This is a genomic window from Nocardia sp. NPDC004168 (assembly GCF_040610355.1).
Classification (GTDB): domain Bacteria; phylum Actinomycetota; class Actinomycetes; order Mycobacteriales; family Mycobacteriaceae; genus Nocardia; species Nocardia sichangensis.
On the sequence record NZ_JBEXME010000009.1, the window covers coordinates 38,951 to 59,464 of the forward strand.

Here is a 20,514-nt window from a genome sequence, read left to right on the forward strand (position 1 = left end):
GATACACCGTATTTTCCGATACACTGTATCGAACTATGCGATGTAGTGTCAGCGGCATGTTGGTGTGGGAGCGACCGGAGCCACCGAATCGACCGGTGCCGGCCCCGCTGAGCCGGGAGCGAATCGTGCGAGCGGCGATCCGGCTGGCCGACGCGGACGGCTTGGCGGCGGTGTCGCTGCGCAAGGTCGCCGCCGCGCTGGACGTCGGGCCGATGCGGCTGTACGGCTACATCGCCACCAAGGACGAGTTGCTCGACTTGATGGTCGACGCGGTCTACGCCGAGATCCAGCCGGCCGGAGACGGTTGGCGGGAGGTGCTGCGCTCCCTTGCCGCAACCACCCGGCAAGCAGCTCACCAGCACGAATGGTTCGCCGACCTGCTCGGTGGGCGGCCGCAGCTCGGGCCGCACGCGATGGCCAGAGGGGAGGCCGTGCTGGCGGCACTGGGCGGCGTCGACGTGGACATGGCCATGCCGGTGGTCGCCGCGGTCAACGCGTACGTGATCGGCGCGGTGCGCCGGGAGATCGCCGACCGGCGCGCCGAGCGGGCCACCGGGATGGACGAGCACCAGTGGCAGATCGCCTTCGGCCCTTATCTGGAGCGAGCCTTCGCGACCGGCCGATTCCCCGCGCTGGAGACGGTCGTACGCGACGCCGCCCACCTCGACGCCGACCAAACCTTCCGCATGGGCCTCGACTTCCTGCTCGACGGCATCGAAGCCCGCATCTCGAGTTGACCGAGGACGCCCGGGCCGATTTCATCGCTGCACCCGTTGGCCGATCACGCCGACCTGTCCGCGTCTCGATGGTGGCGCGCCTGCCTTCCCAGCTTTTGCGCCATCGTTAGCCGCTCGGAGCGGCGGTGCTCAGCCGATGGTCGCGTAGGGGCGGTGGACTTTGATGGCGGAGTCCAGGACGCGGGTGACCGCGGAGCGGGGGACGCCGAGTTCGTTCGCGATGGCGGGGGTCGAGCCGCCCTGATCGGCGAGGGTCAGGATCTCTCTGACCTCCTCGATCGGGAGGTCGGACAGGTGGCGGTCGGTGATGGCTCGTGCGATCGCGGAGATTTCGTCATCGTCGGTGTCGGCTTCCTCCGGCTCGGTGGGGAATTCCTCGTCCTCGTCGTCGTCCTCGAGGATCGGCATCGGTGCGATGGGGAGGGGCGAAAGCTCGGGGGTTTCCTCGAGGGCCAGTTGTTCGCTCTCCGCGTCGGCGGAGTGGTCGTTCTGCTCTGCGGACATCGACTTTCCGCGTTTCGCCGCGCGCGGGGCGGTGGCGTTGGGGTGCACCTGTGCGGCGGTGTCGGCGATTGCGGGGGACTGGGTGTGCATCGGTTCGGTGGAGCCGGGACGCCGGGCGGCGTCGTCTCCTCGATGCACGCGATCGGCCGAGCGTTCGCCTCGACCGGCGGGCGGAAGTGGCGGCGTCGCGCTGTTCGTCTGGGTGGAGGGACGCGCGTCGAACTCGAGTCCGTCCAGCGAAATCTGTTGTGCACGTTGCGCGGGTTCGGGGCGCGGTTCACGGATATCGGACGCATGCGTTCGCACTCGGCTCGGCGTTCCGTGCTCGAAGTCGGCCGGTGAAGGCTGCGCTGCTTCGGGATCGGCCGACCGGGTCGAACGTCCGTCCGACTGGACTTGCGAGACATGCTGGGCGGCAGATGAATCCGGATGTGTCGGGGAAGTCGTCAACTCGCGGCCGTTGGTGGCAGACGGAACCGGGCTTCCATGGGGAGCGAGGGTGTCCGTGTGGTCTTCAGTGGCGGGGGCGGTGTGCCGGTGGACCGGAAGCGCGTGCGCGTTGATGCCTGTGGGCGTCCCGGCGGCGTGACCATTGACGGTTGTAACAGTGTCGTGCCCGTTGACTCGAGCGTCTCCGGTCGCCGGGAACTCGGTGGTGTCATCGTCGGTGCCAGGGCGGAAGGTCTTTCCATTGACTCGCGGGTGCCGTTCAGTGCCCTCAGCGGGGGTCGGCACCGTGTGACCGTTGGTGGCCGGGCGCAAGGTATGTCCGTTGATGCGCGGGTGCCCGTTCCCGTTGACAGGTGTCCGGCTGGCCTTGCCGTCGATCGGCAGGACGTGGCCGTTCACGGACAGGTCGCCGCGGGTGTGGCCATTGACGGTGGGCTCGACGGGGTGGCCGTTCGTCGTGTGCGGGAGTGCGACACCGTTCATGCCGGTATCGGTCGCGTGGCCGTTGGCCGGGCGCTCGTCGGCGGAACCCGAGGTAGTGAAGTTCTCGCCCACTTCGCTGTGCACAGGATTCGCACCCGCGAGTGGGGCACCGTCGACGGGGTGGCCGTTGATCGGCGTATCGACCGCGTGACCGTTGGCCGTGCGAGTATCGGCGAGGCCCGAAGTGCTGAAGCCCTCGCGCACTTCGCCGTTGCCAGGGGCCGCCGCGGTGGACCCGACGCGGTCGACAGTGATGGGGTGGCCGTTGATCCGCGATCCGACCGCGTGACCATTGGTCGCCGACTTTGCGGGATCGACGCGTGCCGGGACAGGCATGACCGGTGCGGCCGAGCTGAACTCGTCGGGGCGTCCTGCGGGACGAGTGCCCGTCATTTCGGTCGGGACAGCGTGGTGGGTCGAGGCTTCACTCCCGGCGTGATGGAGGTCGGCACCGCCCCGATGATCGGTTTGCGCTCCGTGATTCGCGTCGTGGTGCGCCTCGCGGCCACCGGTCACGCCTGCATAGGTTTCCCAGGGCAATCGGCCGCTGTTCGCCGCTGCGTCGAGCGAGGGGCGACTACTCGCTTCCGCCTGCATGCCCGTGGCGAGTCGCGCATCGAGACGGATCGTTCGCGGGTCGGGATCGATCACCGGCGCGCCGTCGATCAGCACCGCGTACCGCGCGGAAACCCAGGCGTGCAACCAGATCACGACGCCGACCATCACCGGAGCGATCGCGTATTCGGCGGCGCGGCCGAGGTCGCCCGCGGCGAGATGCGGTCCCGTGTTCAGTGCGACGGTCGTGCCGAGCAGCGCCGCCTCGAAGAAGATCACCTTGCCGCGCGCCAGCTCCCGGCCCCATCGCGCCGCGGTCGTCGCCGCCACCATGATGGTGATGATCGGGATCGAGATCATCGCCTCGATGCCGTAGCTCAACCAGTACAGCGGATCGGCCATGTCGCCGCTGGGCACCAGATTGTGCTGCACATTGACACCGGCCCACACCATGCCGAGCACGACGACGGCGATCAAGGCGCGCGACGACCACTCCGCCCGCCGGTAGAGCTGCGCCAGGCGCGCGTCCTGGCTCGACGCCCGACGCCGCGCCGCCAGTGCGCGCCGATGCCAGCGGGCGTCGGCCTCCTCCGAGCGGCGCAACGCCGCGGACGACTTCCGGTCGCGCCGTTCGGTGGCCAGTTCCGCCTCGATGGCCCGTCGCCGCTGCTCGCGGCGGCGCGCGCGAATCCACTCCGCCAGCTCGCGCTCCGCGGCGATCTCGCGTTCGGACAGCACCTCCAGCAGCGCCGGATCGAGCTGCAGGGGCAGTTTGCCGCGCGCGGTCTCGACTTGCTGTGCCAGCGCGGCAATCTCGGAACTATCGTTCGAGGATTCGTCGGGCATCGCGAGCCTTCCCAAGAGCAGGTCTCATGTCGAGTGGTGGAGACATGATCGCTCGAACATATGTGTGATCGGAGTGAGATTAAACCGACCTCCGCCCGTGGTCAATGCGATGCGCGCCCGCCTGAGGGCGACACGCCGAGCTGCCGAAATTCGCGGTCTGGCCCGAATATCCGGATGAGCGGCACTTTTATCGGCGCCTTCCGCGTGTCGAAACTCAGTTCGAATGTGCGCATGGCTATCGCGCGAATTTCTCGGTTTCGGGATGCCGCCCGCCCATGGCTTGGCCGAAACCAGCGACTGTCGAGCGAAGGAGACGGGCAGCCGCCGCGGCACGGCTCGAGTTCACACGGGCGCCGCATACATAACGAAGAAAGCGACAGCGTCGAGTCGGGTCGGATGCTGACCCGGCTGCTGCGGTCTCGGTCACGGAGCGAACTGTCAGCCGCGACAAACCGCGCCCATCTTGTAGTGAGATTCCATACCGACGCGCCCAGCACACCCCGACTACGTCTTTCGAGCGAAGCGAGACCGAGCATGCGCCGTTCGCGGCCATAAGGGGGCCGCGAACACCCAGCGCCGCAGGCGCTGGAAACTAGTTCAGCGTGTGCCAGACGATGGCGGCGGCCAGGGCTCCCGCGCCGTTGACCGACCAGTGCAGGGCTATCGGGGCGAGCAGGCTGCCGCTGCGGTGGCGCAGCCAGGTGAACACCACGCCCGCCGCGGCCGTCGCGAGAACGGCGAGCAGGATGCCGACGATCTGGCCGGTCACGCCGCCGCCGACGAATGCGCTCAAGCCGCGATTGCCGGAGGTGAGACCGAGGGACGACGCGATGTGCCAGAGGCCGAACAGCAGGGAGCCCGCCGCGAAGACGCCGCGCGCACCGTACGCGCGGTCGAGTGTGCCGTACAGCACGCCACGGAAGGCCAGTTCCTCGGGGATCACGGTCTGCAACGGGATGACGATCATGGAGGCGATCAACGCGCCGGAGATGGTCGCATAGCGATCGGCCAGGAAGAACGGCCGCGTGAGCGGTAGTGCCGCCCCGATCCCGACGACCGCGAGGACCAACGCCACCGCGCCGAGCGCGTAGAGCGAACCGCGCCGCCAGTGCCGGGGCGAAAGGCCCAGTTCCGACCAGCCGAGACCACGCCTGCGGACCAGTGCGAGCAGCGCGATCGCCGAGACCGGCACCGTCACGATGCTCGCCCACGCGGTGGTGAAATGTGCGATGAGATTGGTGCCCGCCAGGACGATCACCACCACGGCGACGTCGACGTAGGCGTGCACTTTGTGGCGTGGGCGGGTCGGTGCTGCTAGGTCCGGCTCAGACATCTCGACCGAGTCTACGGAACGAGAACACGTTCACCACGGATGCGGGCTTTATTGCCGGATCGATCACTTTTCGCCGCCGTCGGGGTCGAACGGGGCCCCCGCCGTGTGTACGGAAGGCCAGGCGGGTGTCGCGGAACCGTGTGCGAAGGCATGGCGCGGCGCTCGGCCGGGTGATCGTGTCGTGGCGACGCTGCTCGATGCGGGCGCTGACCGCGGTGTCAGCCGGCCCACCCGTGCGGGTCGGTCCAGGCCTGCAGCGTGCGGCTGGTCTCGAAACGGCGTGGCTCGTGGGTGACCGGATCGGTGAACTCGAGTGCGGCGGCCAGCAGTTGCAGCGGCCTGGTGAAGTCGTCGACCGGCTTGTCGGTGAGCACCGGGTAGAAGTCGTCGCCGAGGATGGGGACGCCGAGGCTGTTCATATGCAGGCGCAACTGGTGGGTCCGGCCGGTGTGCGGGCGCAGCCGGTAGCGGCCGAGGCCCTCGCGGTGCTCGAGCAGTTCGATCTCGGTTTCCGCGTTGGGTTCGCCCGGGACCTCCTGGGCCGCGAGCACCTGCTTCTCCTTGACGATCCGGCTGCGCACCACGCGGGGCAGCGTGAGGCTTGGATCGAACGGGGCGATCGCCTCGTACTCTTTGCGCACGGTGCGCTTGTGGAACATGGTCTGGTACGCGCCGCGGCGAGCCGGGTTGATCACGAAAAGCACCAGGCCGGCCGTGACGCGGTCGAGCCGATGCGCCGGGACCAGATCGGGGAGGTCCAGCTCTCGGCGCAGCCGCACCAGCGCGGTCTGCAGGATGTGCTGACCGCGCGGGATCGTGGCCAGGAAGTGCGGTTTGTCCACCACCAGCAGGTCGTCGTCGCGATGCACGACGGGGATGTCGAACGGCACCACCGTCTCCTCGGGCAGATCGCGATGGAACCAGACCGCGCCGCCGGGCACGAACGGTGCGTCCGGAGCGATCGGCCCGTCCAGGTCGACGATGCCGCCCGCGTGCAGCAGTTCATCGATGCGCGCCGGGGAGACCCGGGGCAGGCGCTCCACCAGATGGTCCCGGATGGTCGCCCAATGCCCCTGCTCCGGTAGTCGCAACCGGGCCGGGTCCAAGCCGTGCCGTTTCGGCAACGGCGGTTGTTGCCGCCTTCTCATCGATACCGACCCTAATAGGTGCAGCCGGACGTAGTCCGTCCTCAGCCCGCGCATGGCCGGAGCGAAGGCGGAGGTACGCCTAATAGGTGCTGTCGGACGTAGTCCGTCCTCAGTCCGCGCATGGCCGGAGCGAAGGCGGAGGTACGCCCGACCGCAGGCCTGACGTCCGAGGTCGCGGGTTCAGTGGGCGCGGATCGCGATGCCCGGGTAATCGAGCACCAAGCCCGACTTGTCGTAGTCCAGCGTGCAGGCGAAGTCGAACTCCGGGGCGGAGTACTGGAACCGCGGTCCGTGCGAGCCGTCGGCGACGCGGACGTAGCGCTGCTCCAACCGGGCCACCGCGGCGCCGGAGGCGTACACGTAGGCCGCGGGCGCGTCCGCGCCGTCGCCGATCTCTTGCGCGGACCGGTGCACGGGGAGCGCGTTGGTCAGCGCGGAGGACTCCAGGTCCACGTCCAGACAGCCGTCGAGCAGGGGCGCGGGCATGCCGTCCAGCAGCCAGGACCCCGCGCCGTCGGACTCCAGCACCAGCGTGTTCCAGCCGCCTGGCTTGCGCACGGCCACCTGGGCCCGGCGCGTGTGCCATTCGGTGTCCAGCGCGATCCGGTAGTCCACCACCCAGGCCGCGCCGTCCTCGACCGCTGTCGTGCAGCCGTCGATCAGCACGCCCTGCTCGGTGACCCGGAAATACGCCACCTCGAACCCCTCGCGGGCGGTGCGATGACGCCACGCGGCGGTGGGCGGCGGCGGCGCGAACTGCATCGGGTTCAGAATCCGCGCAGCCGGTCGGGCGTGATGCGCAGCACGACGGAGTACTCGGCGTAGAACTGCTCGTCGGTCAGGCCGATCGAGCGAAGGCCGTCGGCGTACTTCGTGGTGAAGGCGTCGATCTCCGCCGAACCGGGCCGTTGCTCGACCACGCGCGCCATGCCGGTGAGTACCACCACGTCGCCGCCGGACGCGGTGCTGTTGAGGTTCAGCGCGACCCGGGGATTGCGCTGGATGTTGCGCACCTTCGGTTGGCCGGGCTTGCTGAAGATCAGGAACTCGCCGTCGCGCCACTGGAACCAGACGGGGTTGGGCTGCGGTGTTCCGGTGGGGCCGACGGTGGTCAGCCAGAGGATGGACTCGCGGTTCAGGCGTTCGGCGACTTTGGCGCCGAATTCGGTTTCGGTGTCGACGACAGGGGTGGCGGAACGATCGGATGCCGTTGCGGTCATGGCAAGGACAACACCCCGGCCGCCGTGACGATTCCGCGTCGTCGCGGCGGGAGCCACGAGCACGGTGCTCCTGTCACGGCGTGGCCCGTTCGTCCAGCACCATCAGCCGGGCTTCGACCAATGTCCTGCGGGCGCGCCGCCGGACCCGGCATATTTCGACGCTGCAATCCAGGTGCACTTGCATGGCGTGGTGCGCTTGGCCCGCGGTGAGTTCGCCGGGATCCCTGGCGCAATTCGACAGAACCGAAAACATCTCCGTGCCAAACATATTCGATCCTCCTGCGGGTGCGGCGGTTTCGCTCGCATTCGAAGTTAGCGATGCACGCGGGCTATCGGACCGGGATGCGGGTTCGTTCACGGAGGCTTCCCGAGCGCGTCGACAGTTCGAAAACAGCGAGTTCGCGGCAGTTTTCGCACATTGACGAAAAAAGTCACGAAAGACAACGGCCGGTAGGCGGGGACCGCCCAGGACGCGTGGTCTCGGCGGCGAAGCGGGCGACCCGTGCCGTGCCGGACGACCGCCTCCGTACTCGCGGGTCGATGGACCGCTCGCGAAGCTCCCACGGCACCGGGAGGGCAAAGATAACTTAGGCTAACCTTTCTTGCTGGGCGCTTCTGTGTGAGGATGAGGCGATTCCGGTGATGGATGGATGCCGCGAGAGACGAGGTCAGATGACGGTAGAGGTCGCGCCGCTGCCTGCGGCGCAGACGGGGAACCGGCCGCCGAGGGCGGTGCTGAAAGAACGCAAGCAGCAGGAGGCCCAGGCGCGCAAGGAGATCCTCGCGCCCGTGCGTGGCCCGTTGACCGTCGCGAGCATCGTCATGGCCGTCGCGTCGGCGTGCGCGGTCGTGCCCTTCGTGCTGATCGTGGCGGCCTGCCGCGAACTGCTCCAGGATCAGGTGGACACCGACCGGGTGTGGCGTCAGCTGACGATCGCGATGCTGGTCCTGGTGGTCCGCGCGCTGCTCCAGGCCGCGGCGTTGACCTGGACGCACCTGGTCGACGCCGGATATCAGCTCGCCGTGCGCCGGGCGCTGGCGGCCAAGCTGACCCGGGTGCCGCTGGGCTGGTTCGGCGAGCGGACCTCCGGCGAGGTGAAGAAGTATCTCCAGGACGATGTGGAGGCATTGCACTACCTGGTGGCGCACGCCCGCCTGGAGTTCGTCGGCGCCGTCACCGTTCCGCTGATCACGTTCGGCTATCTGGTCACCGTCGAATGGCGGCTGGCCTTGGTGCTGCTGGTGCCGGTCCTGGCGTACGCCGTGCTCTACAGCCGGATGATGGACCGGGACGGACGGGACCGCTTCGTGGTCTACACCCGCTCCGAGCAGGCCACCAAGCAAGCCGCCATCGAGTTCGTCGACGGCATTCAGGTGGTGCGCGCGTTCGGTCAGGCGGGCAAGGCGCACAGCGTCTTCCAGGACGCCGTCGAACACCAAGCCCGCAGCGTGGACCGGCTGAAGACGCCGATCATCAAGGTGCAGGCGGCCTCCGACATCGTCGTCACCCCGGTGTTCGTGATGCTGGTGGTGGTCGTCGCGGGACTGGCCGCGGTGGGCCTGGACGGGGTGGAGCCGCTGGACGTGCTGCCGTTCCTGCTGGTCGGCCTCGGCCTGGGCAGTTCATTGCTGAGTCTCGGCTATGGCGCGCAGGCACTGCGGGCCGCCGCGGTGGCGGCGCAACGCCTGCACGACCTGCAACGGACTCCCGAATTGAGTGGCGGTGCGCCGACCTCCGCCGTGGCGGAAGCCGAATCCGCGCCCGCCGGTCTGGTCCGATTCGAAGGTGTCGACTTCGGCTATCGTTCCGGCCACGACGTGCTGCGAGGTATCGATCTCGAGCTCGCCCCCGGCACGATCACGGCCCTGGTGGGCCCGAGCGGATCGGGCAAATCGACACTGGCCAAATTGCTGCCGCGGTTCTACGACGTGGGTTCGGGCCGGATCACCATCGGCGACCGCGACATCCGTGACTTTCCGAGCGACGAGCTCTACCGCACCGTCGGGTTCGTCTTCCAGGATGTGCGGCTGATCCGCGGCAGTATCAGGGAGAACCTGCGCCTGGCCCGGCCCGACGCCGACGACGCCGCGGTGGAGCGGGCCGCCCGCGCCGCGCAGATCCACGATCGCATCATGGCGCTGCCGCGTGGTTACGACTCGGAACTCGGCATCGACGCGACGCTCTCCGGCGGCGAGGCGCAACGGCTCTCGATAGCGCGCGCCCTGCTCGCGGACACCCCGGTCCTCGTGCTCGACGAAGCGACCGCCTTCGCGGACCCGGAATCCGAAGCGGCCGTGCAGGACGCGCTGGCCGTACTGGTCGCGGGGCGCACGGTCCTGGTCATCGCGCACCGGTTGCACACCATCACCTCGGTGGATCGAATCCTGGTGCTCGAGCGGGGACGACTGGTCGAGCAGGGTGATCACGCGAGTCTCGTCACCGCGGGCGGCGCATACCAGCGGCTATGGGAGATCAACGAGGCGGCGCTCGGCGATCTGGCGCTCGTCGACAGTGTGGAGGGTGTCCGATGATTCGCAAGGTGCTGGAGCTGGTTCCGGGCGAATTCGCCCATCTGACACCGAAACTGTTCGCCGCCATAGTCGCGCAGGCCCTCAGCCAGGCCGTGGCGTACCTGCTGCTGGTGCCGGTGCTTACGGCGCTTTTCGACGACGACCTCGGCCGCGCGTGGCTCTGGGCGCTCGGCATGTTCGCCGCCGTCGCGGGCGTGGTGGTTTTCGGCTACCTGCAGGCGGCGATCGGCCTGCGCGTCGGCATCGGCATGCAGCGCGGATTGCAGACCCGGCTCGGCGACCACCTGAACGCACTGCCGCTAGGCTGGTTCGAGACCCATGACGCCGGGCCGCTCGGGCGGGTCATGGTCGACAACGTGCGGGAGCTGCAAGGCTTGGTCGCCTATCTGCTGGCCAGGATCTTCAGCGGCGTCATCGTGCCGCTCGCGGTCGCGGTCGGCATGCTGGCGGTCGACTGGCGTATCGCGCTGGCGATGCTGCTCGCCGCGCCAGTGCTCTACCTGGTGAACCGGCTGGCCGATCGCGCGTACACCAGCGCGGACCAGCGGATGCACGCGGCGGCGGCCGAAGCCGATTCGCGCGTCATCGAATTCGCCCAGGCGCAGCCGGTGCTGCGGGCGTTCGGCGCGGTGGGATCGGGCAACCGCGCGCTCGACGCGGCGTTGGCCGGGCAGCGCTCGGCCGGATCGCGCATGGTGTTCGCCAGCGTGCCGGGCCTGATCCTGTTCGCGCTGTTCGTGCAGGCCGTGTTCCTGGTTCTGGTGTACGTCGCGGTTTTGCGGGTGACCGACGGCGCCATCTCGGCCGCCGCCGCGATCGCGCTGATCGCGGTGAGCTCGCGATTCATCGAACCGCTCAACCAAGCCGCGCAGCTGGGCACCGCGCTGCGTTCGGCGGGTGCGGCCGCGGACCGGATCAGCGAGCTGCTCGACGAACCGGTGCTCCCTGAGGCGGAAACGGCCGTCACCGCGCAAGCGCCGTCGGTGGTCTTCGATGACGTGAGTTTCGGATACCGTCCCGGTGAGCCGGTGCTGTCGGGCGTGACGTTCAGCGTGCCCGCGGGCACCACGACGGCCATCGTCGGGCCGAGCGGTGCGGGTAAGACGACATTGCTGCGGCTGGCCGCGCGGTTCTATGACGCGGATTCGGGCCGGGTCGTGGTGGGCGGGCACGACGTGCGCGATCAGCCGTCGGCGACGCTGCTGAGTCAGTTGTCGCTGGTCTTCCAGAACGTCTACCTGTTCGACCAGTCGGTCGCGGACAACATCCGGATCGGCAGGCCGGATGCCGGTGACGACGAGGTGCGTCGCGCGGCGGCCGCGGCGCGCGTCGACGAGATCGTCGACCGGCTCCCGGACGGTTTCGACACTCGGGTCGGTGAGGGCGGCGCGGCGCTGTCCGGCGGTGAGCGGCAGCGGGTCTCGATCGCCAGGGCATTGCTGAAGGACGCGCCGATCGTGCTGCTCGACGAGGTGACCAGCGCGCTCGATCCGCACAGTGAAGCGGTCGTGGTGCGCGGGATGCACGAGATCACCAAGGACAAGACGGTGATCGTGGTCGCGCACCGGCTGGCCACCATCGCCCACGCCGATCAGATCCTGTTCGTGGACGGCGGGCGGATCGTGGAGCGCGGCACGCACGCCGAACTGCTCGCGCTGAACGGCCGATACGCCGCGTTCTGGAACGAGCGATCTCGCGCGTCGGGCTGGCATCTGGAGCCGGTCGCCACCTAGCGGCTCGCACGTCGAGCCGGTCACCGTGGACGCCGAGAACAACCGGCGCCCACGGTGATCCGTTCGTGCGAGTGGTTCGGCCAGGCGCGGGCGATGACCTCGGTCCCGCCGAAAGCGGGAGCCGACGAATCGGCTGTGGTCGCCGTTTTCGATCGGGGCGTTGTCGATACCGGAAACGCCGCACCGCGCGAATACGGGTGCGGCGTGGGAGCAGTGAAAGACCTACTTCCAGTAGGCCTGCGATTTGATCGCGGCCTTGGGCAGGTTGTGAATCGCCTTGAAGCTCTTCACGATCGAGCGGGTGGTGTGCCCATCGCAAGCGACCCAGGCGAATGCGTCGGCCGGGCAGGTGAGTTCTTGGGCCGCTTCCCGCAGCAATCTGCCGTCATCGATCCGTTGCACCCAGGTCACTTGGTGGTGCGGCTTGTTGCGCAGCGGAATCGTGGTGTCGGATTCGTACTGCCATTCCAGCCAGACCCGTGCCGGGGTGTCGCCGATGGCGTCGAACAGCGAGTTGATCGCGGGCAGTGAGGCGGTGTCGCCGAAGATGAGGTATTCGCCGGGCGCGGATTCCGGCAGCTGGAAGTTCGAGCCGAGCACCGACGCGTCGAGTTCGTCACCGACCGAGGCGTTCTGCGCCCATCGAGCGGCGGGCCCGTCGTGGAGCGCGAACTCGATCGAGAAACGGTCGCCGTCCGGGTCGGGGTCGACCAGGGTGTAGCCGCGCTGTTGTAGCTTGCCGCTGTCGCCGTCAGGGAACCAGCCACGGATCCACTGCGTGGGGTGTACCGGATGATCGGCGAGCAGACCGCCCGCGGAGAAGCCGAGTCGCACGTATTTGTCCGTGACGTATTCGGTCGAGGTGACGGTCAGCCGGTAGTCGTTGCCGCCCCACGCCTTGACCATCAGACCGTTCAAACCTTTGCCCATGAACTAAGGTTAGCCTAACGAAAGTCGAATGTCGCGCGGTGGGTACGCACCACGCGACATTCGACGGCGACCGTGTCCGGAGGGCCCGGGCGCGAGGGGTTTTGGGTCAGCAGGACAGCGCGAGCGCCGAAGCGAGGCTGCACTCCGCCTGGCGTGTCAGCTTCCAGTAGCCGTCGATCTGCTTCCAGGAGACGTCGTAGGTGAAGTCCGGGTAGCCCTCGGTGGTGATCAGGAGCTGGGCGTCGATCCGGTCGCCCGACGCGGAGGGGTTGGTCACGTTGTAGCGCAGGCTCGGCGGGGAGACAGCGAGCAGGCCCGCGATCTTGTCCATCGTCGCGACGCCCGCGTCGCCCGACTCCAGTTCGGCCGCTCGCGTGCTGCGCGCTGCGCCGGTGTTGATCGCCACGCGAAGTTTGGCGGTCAGCTCACCGGCGCCCGGGGCCTGGGCGTGCAAGGGTGCGACCAAGGGCGCCGCGACGGCGGGCGTGACCGTCCCGACCGCGCCGGCGAATGCGGCGCTGACCACGACCGCCGTAGCGGCGAGTCGGGCGAGTGTCTTGTTCGGGGTCTTGGTCATTCGTTCATCCAATCTTTCGAGGGTGTGAGTGTCACCGCTCTAGTCGGGTACGAGTGTGCAATATAAGGTAAGCCTATGCAAACATGATCCGCACGGGTTCTGGTTGTCGGCGCGGCGGCAGGCCCGCGCACCCGGCGAGAAGCCGCGGGATGTCGGAGAGAGTGGAGAACCGGTGGAAACGCTTCTGGTCATCGGAGCTGGTCCGAAAGCCCTTGCGGTGGCGACGAAAGCGCATGTGCTGCGCACGCTCGACCTTCCTGCGCCCCGGGTGATCGTCGTCGAGGCGCACGCGGTCGGCGGCAACTGGCTGCCGAGTGGCGGTTGGACCGACGGCAGGCATCGATTGGGCACCAGCCCGGAGAAGGACGTGGGCTTCCCTTACCACTCGACCTGGGCGCGCGGGCGCAATCAGGAAATCAACGCGGCCATGATGGCCTACAGCTGGACGTCCTTCCTGATCGAGCAGGGCACCTATGCGGAGTGGATCGATCGGGGCCGTCCGAACCCGGCCCATCACGTCTGGGCCAAGTACCTGCAGTGGGTGGCTCGCCGGATCGATCTCGAACTGGTCTCCGGCACAGTGCGTTCCATCGGCGCGACCGCCGACGGCTGGCGCGTCACCGCGACCGATCCCGACGGTGGTGCGATCCGGTTGGACGCGGCCGGGCTGATGATCACCGGTCCCGGTGCGAGCACCAAGGCGCTCGCCGACCATCCGCGCGTGCTGAATATCGCTCAATTCTGGGATCTGGCCGGGCGGCGCAGTCTGCCGGTCTCCTCCCGGGTCGCCGTTATCGGCGGCGGTGAGACCGCGGGCTCGGCCTTGGACGAGCTGGTGCGCCACGGCATGTTGTCCATTTCGGTGATCTCGCCGATGGCCACGATCTACACCCGCGGCGAAAGTTATTTCGAGAACTCGCTGTTCAGCGACCCGGTCAAGTGGGCGGGACTCACTGTCCAGGAGCGGCGTGACGTCATCCGCCGAACCGACCGCGGCGTCTTCTCGGTGCGGGTGCAGGAGAGCCTGCTCGGCGACAGCCGGGTGCATCACCTGCAGGGCCGTGCCGTACGGGTGGTCGATCAAGGCGACGGCGTGGCGCTGACTTTGCGCAACGAGCGGCGCGCGGACCAATCGCACACTTTCGACCTGGTCATCGATGCCACCGGCGGACAGCCGCTGTGGTTCCTGGACCTCTTCGATCAGGACGCGGCCGACCTGCTGGAACTGGCGGTCGGCGGCAGGCCGTCCCAGGAGCGGATCGAAGTGTCGATCGGCTACGACCTCGCGGTCTCCGGGATGGAGACCAAGCTGTATCTGCCCAATCTCGCCGCGGTCGCGCAGGGGCCTGGTTTTCCGAATCTCAGTTGCCTCGGCGAGCTTTCCGATCGGGTACTGCAACCGGCGACGCGACGGTCCGGTGTGCCGTTGACGGGCACCGTCGCGCGGGCCTTCGGGTGAGCGCCCCCGCCCTCGAGGTCGTGGCCAGGGGCGCGGACCGAGCCTCAGCGCCGCACCGTCGGGACGTCCGCGGGCGTGCGCGGCAGGTAGTAGAGCGTGATCCGGCGATCCGGCCGGATGTCGAAGTCGCCGAGACTGGGCACGCCGAACCGCTCGGTCATGCGCCGCACCGCGACATTGCGGTGATCCGGTTCGATCAGGATGCGACGGCAGTTCGGTTCCGCCGCGAAGATTCCGGGCAGCAGGCCGCTGACGAAGGCGAACATGATGCCGCGCCCGATCACCTCCGGGTCGGCGGTGGCGAGGTGGAAGGCCACGTCATAGGGGTCGGCGTGGTAGATCCGGGCGATCTCGTCTTTGGCGGGGCGATACAACTCCAGGTAGGCGATGTCGCGACGGCCCAGTTCCGGCCGGTCGGTGCCGGTGAAGTCGTACCCGACGATGTATGGGCGGGAATAGCTTCCGTCCAGCTGCGCGCGCAGATTCTGCCTGCGCAGTTCGACGGGCCACGGCTGTTCCCACGTCTCGATCAGATGCGGCCGGTTCATCCACTCGGTGAGCAGCTCCGCGTCCGCACCGTCCGCGTCGGCCGTCCGGATGTCGAACGGGGCGGGCAGAGCCGGTTGCGGCGGAGCGGGCACGGCCCGCAGCTCGTCGGGGATATCGGTCAGCTCGCGCGCGATGACATGAGGCGTCCGGGTGGGGTTCATCGGTCGTCGAGCTCCGTTCGGTAGTGGCTCCGCTGGATGAATGTAAGGTTATCCTATGCTAACCTCGCGTGGTCGGCGAGGCCCGGCCGTTCGGAAAGGACGGCGCGCGGGCGCGCCCACACCGCGTGATGTGTAGGAGCTGTTGGATGTCGAGAAAACCCGGGTGGATTCGGAAGTTTCACAAGCCCGTCACGGAAACGCTGCCGCCCCTGGTGCTGTTTCCCCATGCCGGTAGTGGCGCCTCCACCTATCGCGCCATGTCCAAGCGGCTCAGTGCCGATTTCGACGTCGTGCTCGTGCAATATCCGGGACGCCAGGACCGAGCCGCCGAACCCATGCCGGACAGTCTCGTCGAACTCGCGGCGGGTGCCCTTGCGGAATTCCTCGAATCGCCTTATCACCGAGGCATTCCCGTCACGGTGTTCGGCCACAGCGTCGGCGCGATGGTGGCCTTCGAATTCGTCCGTCAGGCCGAGGCCGCCGGTGTGCCGGTAGCGCTGCTCGGCGCCTCCAGCGCGGTGGCGCCGGCATTGGTGGCCGACAGCGAGCCGCTGCCGACCGAGGAGGAGGCGCTGCTCGACCGGCTCGTCGCGCTGAACGGAACGGGCGCGGACGTTTTGGCCGATCGCGACATCATGCGAATGACGTTGCCCGTCCTGCAGGCCGACTATCGCGCGTTCGACGCCTACACGTGCGACCCGGACGTGCGGATCGGCGCGCGGATCGAGGTGATCGGCGGCGCCGACGACGACTTCGTCACCGTCGCCGAACTGCGTCCCTGGATCGCGCACAGCACTCGGGGCGGCTCGGTCACGCTCTTCGACGGCGGGCACTTCTATTTGTACGACCACATCGACGGCGTCGCGGAATTGCTTGCCTCCGCCGCCGCTGACGCCGGACAGTCCGCTCTTTCCAGTTAGGTTCACCATGTCAGGATCGGCTTCGGGGGACGAAGACCATATCGTCGTCGTCGGAATCGGGGTCGAGGCCCCCGGCGGAATAAACAGTCCACGCGAATTCTGGACGGCGCTGGCCGAATCCAGGGAACTCATCGGCCCATTGCCACGAGATCGGGAGTGGCCGATCGAACAGTTGCTCACCCTCGGTCGCAACGAGGGCTGGAGCGACGTACGCGACGCGGGCGGATTTCTCTCCGAAGCAACGGAATTCGATGCGGCCTTTTTCGGGATAACGCCGCGCGAAGCCGTCGCGATGGATCCGCAGCAGCGGGTGGCGATGCGCGTCGCATGGCGGGCGGTCGAGGATGCCGGGCTCAATCCCGGCGCCGTCGACGGCGCCGAAGCGGGGTGCTGGATGGGCGTCACGCCGCTGGAGTACGGCCCGCGCATGGCGAGCGTCAGCGAGCACAGCGGTTATCGAATGACCGGCACCACCCTCGGCGCGGTATCCGGCCGTATCTCGCACAGTCTGGGTCTGATCGGGCCTTCGATCAGTGTGGACACCTCCTGCGCGGCAGGCTTGACCGCCCTCCACCAAGCCGCGGCGGCCGTCCGCGCGGGCGAGTGCGACTGGGCCCTGGCAGGTGGCGTGTGCGTGATGGGCTCACCCGGCATGTTCGTCGAGTTCGCGAAGAACAACGCGCTCTCGACCGACGGCCACTGCCGCGCGTATTCCGCGGGCACCACCGGGACCCTGTGGGGCGAGGGCGCGGGAGTGGTGGTGCTGGAGCGCGAGTCGCGAGCGCGCCGGCTCAGTCATCGGATCTACGCTCGGCTGCTCGGCTCCCGGGTCAACCACAACGGCAAGAGCGGCCCGTTGGCCGTGCCCAGCGCCGACGCGCAGGAGCGGCTGATTCGCGCCGCGCTCCGCGCGGCCCGCGTCGACCCGGAGCAGATCGGGCTGGTCGAGGGGCACGGCACCGGCACGGCGGTGGGCGATCCCATCGAACTGTCCGCTCTCATCCGGACGTACGGCGCGCCGGAGCGTGTCGGGGGCGCGCTGCTGGGATCGGTCAAGTCGAATATCGGTCACACGCAGGCGGCGGCGGGCATGCTCGGCCTGATCAAGATGCTGCTGTGCGGCGCGCACGGGCACGTCGCGCCGAGTCTCTGGGCAGAACATCCGACCGAGGCGGTCGACTGGGAAGCCACCAGTCTGCGGCTGGCCACGAAATTCGTTCCGTGGGAGCCGATCGACGGCATTCGCTACGGAGCGGTGTCGGCATTCGGAGTCGCGGGGACCAACGCGCACGCGGTCGTCGGGATGCCCGTCCTGGAGGAGGACAGCGTTGTCTGAGTATCTGCTGCCGGACGGCGCCGTCCCCGTCCTGCTCTCCTCGGACAGCGCCGAAGGCTTGCGTGCGGAGGCCGCTGCGATACTGGCCTACGTGCAGGACCACCCTCGGGTGGACCCGGATCGACTGGCGAGCCAGCTCTTCCGCACCAGGATCGTCCGCAGGTATCGCGCCCTGGCCATGGTCGTCACGCGCGAGGAGTTGACGGACGCGTTGCGGTCGATCGCGGCGGGTTCCGCGCACCCGGCGGTGGTGACGTCCGGCGGCGCCGTCGCGGCACGTCGCGTCGGCTTCGTCTTTCCGGGACAAGGCAGCCAGCACGCGGGTATGGGCAAGCCGTACTACGACTTCTCCCCGGCCTACCGGGCCGCCGTCGACGAGTGCGCGGCGGTGCACGAGGAGCGGTACGGCCATGCACGGCCGGTGCACTATCTGCTCGGCGCCGACGCCGAGTTCGGCGAGACACTGTGGGAAGTACAACCGGCCAGAATGTTCCACCTGATCGGCTTGGCCGCCATGTGGCAGGCGGCGGGCGTGCGCCCCACCGCGACCATCGGTCACAGCCAGGGTGAACTCGCGGCCTGCGTGGTTGCCGGTGTGCTCACGCTGCGCGATGCCGTGTCGATCGTCACGCACCGGGCCCGGCTTCTGGAGCGCGACCTTTCGGACGGCTACGCGGTGGCCGTGCTCGGCGCGGGGCGCGACGAATGCGAGGCGCTGCTGGCCCGCAATTCGGGCTGGGCGGAGGTCTCCTTGGTCAACTCACCCGAGTTGACCGGTGTCTCCGGCGACGAGGCCGCGATCGCGGAGCTGGTGGCGACCGCCACCGCGAAAGGCCTGTTCGCCAAGCAGATCCAGATGTCGTTTCCATCGCACACCTCCGCGATGACGCGATTGCGCGACGAATTCCAATCGTCGCTGGGCGAATTGAGCAGCAAGACCTTCGCGCTCGGCGACGTCACCTGTTACGGCGGGACGCTCGGCGCGGCGATCACTCCCGAGTTGACCCACCACGACTACTGGTACTGGAACCTGCGCAACCGGGTGCGCTTCGATCGCGCCGTGGCGGCGGCGACCGCGGACGTGGACACCTTCGTCGAGATCGCCGAGCACCCGACATTGCAGCCCGCGCTGCGGGAGAATCTGTCCCCGGTCGCGCGCGATGCCCGCGACTTCCGGGTCGTGGGGACATCGCTGCGCACCGCGAACGGGTTGGGTGAATTCACCCGCAATCTTGCCGAAATCGCGGTGCACGATTTGCATTACGACTGGCAGGCGCTCCGCGCGGGCTCCGACGACCGCACTCCGGCGCTGCCGCTGCGTGACTTTCCCGCCACGGTGATGAACTCCAAGAGGCTGTGGGCGCCGTATCAATCGGGTGCCGAGACGCCGATCCCGGTCGCCGTGCCCCCCTCGCGGTTGCGCGAGGAGTGGACCAGGTTGTCCCGGTTCGAGCTGGCCGCGCCGCGCACCGTACTGCTCGCCGAGCACGACGGCGCGGACGACCTCGCAGCGGCGCTGTGCGCGCGGGCCGCGCGCCACGGTGCCGCGATCGCCGACACCGCGACCGAGTCCGACACCATGGTGCTGCTGCTTCCGTCGAATACGGCCACGGACGAGCAAGGCGCGGTGGCCGAACTCGCCGAGTTCGCCCGAGCCGCAGAAAGTTTGACCAAGGAAGTCTCCGGTGTCACGGAATGCTGGCTGGTGACAACCGGTGCTGAGGCGGTGTCCCCGGACGATGCGCCTTCCCTGGGTCATTCGGCGGTCAGTGCCGCGTACCGCAGTCTCGGCCTCGACCATCTCGGCATCGCGTTCCGACACCTCGACTTGCCCCCGGATGCCGCCGAGCAGGATCCGACGGTGCTGGCGGACAAGATCCTCGAGGCCGTTCACGTGCCGGGCGAGCCGGAACTCGCGCTACGGGGCGGCAAACTGTACGCCAAGCGTCTCGTTCGCGCAGAGTCGCTGGGCACTTCGGCGCCTCCGGATCTACGCGAGGTCCTCATTCTCGGTGGCACGGGGTACGTCGGCCTGGAATTCTGCGGGCAGCTCGCCCGCGATGGCGCACGGCGCGTCACTCTGGTGAATCGCACCGGGGAGACGAGCGTGCTCGCCGAGCGGCTGCGCGCGATCCGCGCCTCGGGTTCCGCCGAAATCGACGTCGTGGCCTGTGACATCACCGACGCCGACGCGGTCGCCGAGCTGGCGGGGCGCTTCGCCGAGCGCCCCGTGAGCGTGGTCGTGCACGCCGCGGTCCAGTACGCATGGGCGCGGTTCGAACCGGAGGCGGTAACCGAGGCGGCCGCCGCGAAGGTGCTCGGGCTCGGCGAGGTGCTGCGCGCGGTGCCGCAGACCGCCGACTGCGCCGTGCTGTTGTGCTCCTCGTTCGTGGCCACCCTCGGCGGGCGTGGTCAGGCACTGTACGCGGGCACGAATCGCATGCTCGACAGCCTCGCCGTGCGACTGCGGGCGCAGGGCAGGGATTGCGTGTCGGTGCAATGGGGGCTGTGGGGTCTGCCCGGCGCGGAGCACGCCGACGTGGAAGCCAGGATCCTCGGCGCTGGTCTACGACCCATGCCCGCCGCGCCCGCCATCGCGGCGGGTTTCGCCGACCGTACCGGGAACAGCGCGGTGCTGTCGGCGGACTGGGAGCGCTTGCGGGATACGGCCGAGATCGTCGGCTTGGCGAGGGTTTTCGCGCCCGCATCGGCGGTCCCGGAGTCCGCGGCCGCGCCGTCCGAGCCGTCCGCACCGAAGTCGGCCGCCGTCGAGTCGGAAGCCGATGCCACGCGGAGCGTCGCGGAGATCATCCGGCGCGAACTGGGGCAGGTGATGCTTCTCGACGGCCCCGACCACATCGACGGCTCCGTCCCGCTGGTCGCGCTCGGGTTCGATTCGTTGCAGGCGGTGGATCTGCGCGCGCGGCTGAAGACGATGTTGCGCCGCGAGTTGCCGGTCGCGGCGATCCTCGGCGGCGCGTCCCTGGACGACGTCGTTCTGCTCATGTCCGAGAACCGAGGCTGATGATGCCCGAGAACAC

Annotated in this window: 16 protein-coding genes; 7 read left to right on the forward strand and 9 right to left on the reverse strand. The window is 68.6% G+C overall.

The annotated features are described in order from the left end of the window. The first annotated feature begins 125 nt into the window (after positions 1-125). Positions 126-737 (forward strand): TetR/AcrR family transcriptional regulator C-terminal domain-containing protein, encoded by a 612-nt coding sequence (locus ABZW96_RS18415; protein WP_355076045.1) that lies wholly within the window; start codon positions 126-128, stop codon positions 735-737. A 129-nt stretch (positions 738-866) separates the two neighbouring features. On the opposite strand, the gene ABZW96_RS18420 is transcribed toward ABZW96_RS18415, so the two are convergent. The 6 genes from ABZW96_RS18420 to ABZW96_RS18445 form a co-directional block, all read right to left on the reverse strand. After that, positions 867-3,575 carry a hypothetical protein gene (locus ABZW96_RS18420; protein WP_355076047.1) on the reverse strand — a complete coding sequence of 903 codons (2,709 nt, stop codon included), beginning with the start codon at positions 3,573-3,575 and terminating at the stop codon, positions 867-869. A 592-nt stretch (positions 3,576-4,167) separates the two neighbouring features. Next, positions 4,168-4,908, reverse strand: coding sequence for a CPBP family intramembrane glutamic endopeptidase (locus tag ABZW96_RS18425; RefSeq protein ID WP_355076049.1), 741 nt, complete (start codon positions 4,906-4,908; stop codon positions 4,168-4,170). A 218-nt stretch (positions 4,909-5,126) separates the two neighbouring features. After that, a complete protein-coding gene (locus ABZW96_RS18430) occupies positions 5,127-6,056 on the reverse strand; it encodes an RluA family pseudouridine synthase (protein WP_355076051.1) in 930 nt (309 codons plus the stop codon). Positions 6,057-6,236: 180 nt separating this feature from the next. Further along, entirely contained in the window at positions 6,237-6,818 is a 582-nt protein-coding gene (locus ABZW96_RS18435; RefSeq protein WP_355076053.1) for a putative glycolipid-binding domain-containing protein, read from the reverse strand. Positions 6,819-6,823: 5 nt separating this feature from the next. Next, complete coding sequence (locus ABZW96_RS18440) at positions 6,824-7,276, reverse strand: TIGR03667 family PPOX class F420-dependent oxidoreductase (protein WP_355076055.1); 453 nt, start codon at positions 7,274-7,276, stop codon at positions 6,824-6,826. Positions 7,277-7,349: 73 nt separating this feature from the next. Continuing rightward, the gene (locus tag ABZW96_RS18445; protein ID WP_355076057.1) at positions 7,350-7,529 is read right to left on the reverse strand and encodes a hypothetical protein; all 180 of its coding nucleotides are present in this window, start codon (positions 7,527-7,529) and stop codon (positions 7,350-7,352) included. 419 nt (positions 7,530-7,948) lie between these two features. Between ABZW96_RS18445 and ABZW96_RS18450 the strand changes: the two genes are divergently transcribed. Beyond that, entirely contained in the window at positions 7,949-9,808 is a 1,860-nt protein-coding gene (locus ABZW96_RS18450; protein WP_355076059.1) for an ABC transporter ATP-binding protein, read from the forward strand. Beyond that, complete coding sequence (locus ABZW96_RS18455; RefSeq protein WP_355076061.1) at positions 9,805-11,541, forward strand: ABC transporter ATP-binding protein; 1,737 nt, start codon at positions 9,805-9,807, stop codon at positions 11,539-11,541. The genes ABZW96_RS18450 and ABZW96_RS18455 overlap by 4 nt, the downstream gene beginning before the upstream one ends. A gap of 222 nt (positions 11,542-11,763) precedes the next feature. Here ABZW96_RS18455 and ABZW96_RS18460 read toward each other — a convergent pair whose 3' ends face one another. Next, entirely contained in the window at positions 11,764-12,471 is a 708-nt protein-coding gene (locus ABZW96_RS18460) for a siderophore-interacting protein (protein ID WP_355076063.1), read from the reverse strand. Between the two features lie 106 nt (positions 12,472-12,577). Beyond that, entirely contained in the window at positions 12,578-13,048 is a 471-nt protein-coding gene (locus tag ABZW96_RS18465; protein WP_355076065.1) for a hypothetical protein, read from the reverse strand. A gap of 172 nt (positions 13,049-13,220) precedes the next feature. On the opposite strand from ABZW96_RS18465, the gene ABZW96_RS18470 reads away from it, so the two are divergent. Beyond that, entirely contained in the window at positions 13,221-14,507 is a 1,287-nt protein-coding gene (locus ABZW96_RS18470; protein WP_355076067.1) for a SidA/IucD/PvdA family monooxygenase, read from the forward strand. A gap of 44 nt (positions 14,508-14,551) precedes the next feature. Here the strand turns inward: ABZW96_RS18470 and ABZW96_RS18475 are convergent, their stop codons facing one another. Next, positions 14,552-15,217, reverse strand: a complete 666-nt coding sequence (locus ABZW96_RS18475; RefSeq protein WP_355076069.1) for a GNAT family N-acetyltransferase — start codon at positions 15,215-15,217, stop codon at positions 14,552-14,554. Positions 15,218-15,363: 146 nt separating this feature from the next. Here ABZW96_RS18475 and ABZW96_RS18480 point away from each other — a divergent pair, with 146 nt between their 5' ends. Genes ABZW96_RS18480 through nbtC form a run of 3 tightly spaced genes read left to right on the forward strand, consistent with a single transcriptional unit; the run spans position 15,364 to position 20,498 of the window. Further along, complete coding sequence (locus ABZW96_RS18480) at positions 15,364-16,137, forward strand: alpha/beta fold hydrolase (RefSeq protein ID WP_355076070.1); 774 nt, start codon at positions 15,364-15,366, stop codon at positions 16,135-16,137. A gap of 7 nt (positions 16,138-16,144) precedes the next feature. Then, positions 16,145-17,473 carry a polyketide synthase gene (locus ABZW96_RS18485; protein WP_355076071.1) on the forward strand — a complete coding sequence of 443 codons (1,329 nt, stop codon included), beginning with the start codon at positions 16,145-16,147 and terminating at the stop codon, positions 17,471-17,473. Further along, positions 17,466-20,498 carry a nocobactin polyketide synthase NbtC gene (gene nbtC / locus ABZW96_RS18490; protein ID WP_355076073.1) on the forward strand — a complete coding sequence of 1,011 codons (3,033 nt, stop codon included), beginning with the start codon at positions 17,466-17,468 and terminating at the stop codon, positions 20,496-20,498. The genes ABZW96_RS18485 and nbtC overlap by 8 nt, the downstream gene beginning before the upstream one ends. Positions 20,499-20,514 lie beyond the last annotated feature (16 nt).